The 2,339-nt window shown below is 70.9% G+C and carries 2 protein-coding genes and 1 pseudogene; 2 read left to right on the top strand and 1 reads right to left on the bottom strand.

Annotation, left to right across the window (positions count from 1 at the left end; translation table 11 throughout):
- Positions 1 to 125 precede the first annotated feature (125 nt).
- Positions 126 to 329 carry a hypothetical protein gene (locus tag ACFV6D_RS38755; protein ID WP_380563435.1) on the bottom strand — a complete coding sequence of 68 codons (204 nt, stop codon included), beginning with the start codon at positions 327 to 329 and terminating at the stop codon, positions 126 to 128.
- Between the two features lie 482 nt (positions 330 to 811).
- Between ACFV6D_RS38755 and ACFV6D_RS38750 the strand changes: the two genes are divergently transcribed.
- Both ACFV6D_RS38750 and ACFV6D_RS38745 read left to right on the top strand, forming a co-directional pair.
- Entirely contained in the window at positions 812 to 1,408 is a 597-nt protein-coding gene (locus ACFV6D_RS38750) for a TetR-like C-terminal domain-containing protein (protein ID WP_380563433.1), read from the top strand.
- 393 nt (positions 1,409 to 1,801) lie between these two features.
- Positions 1,802 to 2,339 (top strand): annotated as a pseudogene (locus tag ACFV6D_RS38745) (hypothetical protein); the annotation flags it as partial.

Here is a 2,339-nt window from a genome sequence, read left to right as displayed (position 1 = left end):
CCTTCAGCCGGACATGCTTCTGCTGGCCGACCGCGGCTTTACCGGCTACGAACTGTGGGGCCATGCCCGGGCGACGGGTGCTCACCTGGCCTGGCACCCGCCCCTACCTGCGGAAACGCCCTAACTCACCGGCATTGCAGTTCAGAAGGCACTTTCGCGTTTCCGCCCACGATCCGGTCCAGCCTCAGCTGAAACGCGCAGGCTAGTTCCTCAGCGCCTGTGGAGTCGATCAGTGGCGACCGGGCCGCCTCGCTCTCCGGCGCGTTGACCGCATCGAGGTGCTGGAGCAGAGCGAGCACCGCGGCGTACTTACTGCGCGTGATTTCCATGGGCTCGCCGACTGTCGCGAGGGCCCGCTGCGGCAAGCAATGCCCAGGGGGGCCTGGTGGGCGACGGGGATGTTCGAGTCACAGAGCAGTTCGTCGAACCGTCCGGCGGTGATGGTGTCGAAGTGTATGGCCAGCTCCTTTGGTCACGTTCCGTGACCATGGCCGTGGATGAGGGGCTGCGGACACCTGGGGGTGTGCAGCAGGGGTCAGCTCTGCCCGGTGCTCGCGAGGGAGTCGTGGGCCTGAGATACTGGTGGGCCTCCGAGGGGTCGAGCGGCACAGGCAGTCGGCAGTGACCAGAAGGCCAGCAGATCGCTTCGCGGCACGGAATCGGCACACATGAGGCCGAGAAGCGCAGAGAAGTTGCGAGAGCCTCAGAGATGTATTCTCGCAGCTCAGAGCCCCAATGGTCGACGTTTCCGCAGGTCAGAGGCTCGCCCGGGGAAAACCTAAAAAGCAGTGATCGATGCGATACTGGCCGCATGACCGCTACGACGCCCCCTCCGTCCGGCAACGGCAGCCGGCCCGGCGGCCGCTCCGCGAAAGTCCGAGCGGCTGTGCACCGGGCCGTCCAGGAAGTGGTGGCCGAAGGCTCCCCCGACGTGCTGACGATCCCGGTGGTGGCCGCCCGCGCGGGCGTGCACGCCACCACGGTCTACCGCCGGTGGGGCTCCGTCGGCGAGCTGCTCGCCGACGTCGCGACCAGCCGCTTCACCGGGGACATCGTGGTGCCGGACACCGGCAGCCTGCGCGGGGACCTGGAGCGCTACGCGTTCGACCTCGCCAAGGACCTCGGCGACCCGGACACCCTCGCCCTGGTGCGCGCCACCATCGGCACGGGCGGAGAACAGGGTGCCGCGGCGTGCCGCGGAGAGCGCGAGCAAGGGCTCGAAGCCATCCTCGGGCGGGAACGGGCCCGGGGCGAACAGCCCCCGACCCTCGAACACACCGCGGACGCCGTACTCGCGCCCCTCTACTACCGTGCCGTCTTCACCGACCTGCCGCTGACCGCCGAATGGACCCGCACCCTCGTGTCGCGCCTGCTGTCGCCCGGTCCGGTCCAGCAGCAGGCCTCCTGAGGTTCGCAGGAGGCCCGAAGAACCTGTTCTGTCGGTGGATGCGAGTTGCGGTACTTCCGTGGTCGGGGAGTCGGCAGGGTCGACGGGGATCAGGTGGAGGTCTCCCGGAGGGCGCTGCGGGAGACCGGGATCATCAGGTCGACGAGCCGTTCGACGACGTCGCGCAGCAGGTCGCAGACCGTCGCCGAGTGCGAGGCGGCAGGGCTGTTCGGCCCTCCGGCGGGCCGTGTCCGCGGGGGCGGCGCGGGCCTGCCCGGCGAAGCCGGACGCGTCGGCGGGCACCGGTGCCGCTCGGCCGTGGGGCCAGGGCCTTAGGACCCTCGCTCGGCACCACCGGATCGGCGGATGCTTGAACCACCGGAGCTCCCCGCCGAGAACAGGGAGTGATCAACCATGACCACCGAAACCGCCCTCACCACTGCGGATCTGCACCTGTTGGCCGAAGCCGGAGGCCTGGCGCCCTCGCTGCACAACAGCCAGCCCTGGCGCTTCCGTCCCACGCCCGACCTGCTCGGCCTGGAGGTCCGCGCCGAGCTGAGCCGGGCCGTTCCGGCCGCCGACCCGGCCGGCAGGGCGCTGCACATCTCGATCGGCGCCGCCCTGTTCAACCTGCGGGTGGCCGCCGCCCACCTCGGCCGCGAGGCCGCCGTCCGGCTGCTGCCGGCCGGCGAAGGCGCGCAGCCGTGTGCCGTGCTCGACCTCTCCGCGCCGGCCCGCACACCGCTGCCCTTCGGTGTCGACCTCTACCCGGCCATCGCCGGGCGCCACTCCAGCCGGCAGCCGTTCACCAACCGGGACGTCCCCGAGGCACTGGTCGCCGAGCTCATCTCGGCGGGCCGGGACGAAGGCGTCACGCTCACCGTGCTGGAGGAGGACGGGGTGCGTCGCGTGCTCGCCCTCACCTCCGAGGCCGAGGCCGCGATGGCCGCCG

Source organism: Kitasatospora sp. NPDC059812 (genome assembly GCF_042732075.1).
GTDB lineage: Bacteria > Actinomycetota > Actinomycetes > Streptomycetales > Streptomycetaceae > Kitasatospora.
The sequence above is the reverse complement of the archived record's forward strand: the minus strand, read 5'-3'. Positions and strand labels throughout refer to the sequence as shown.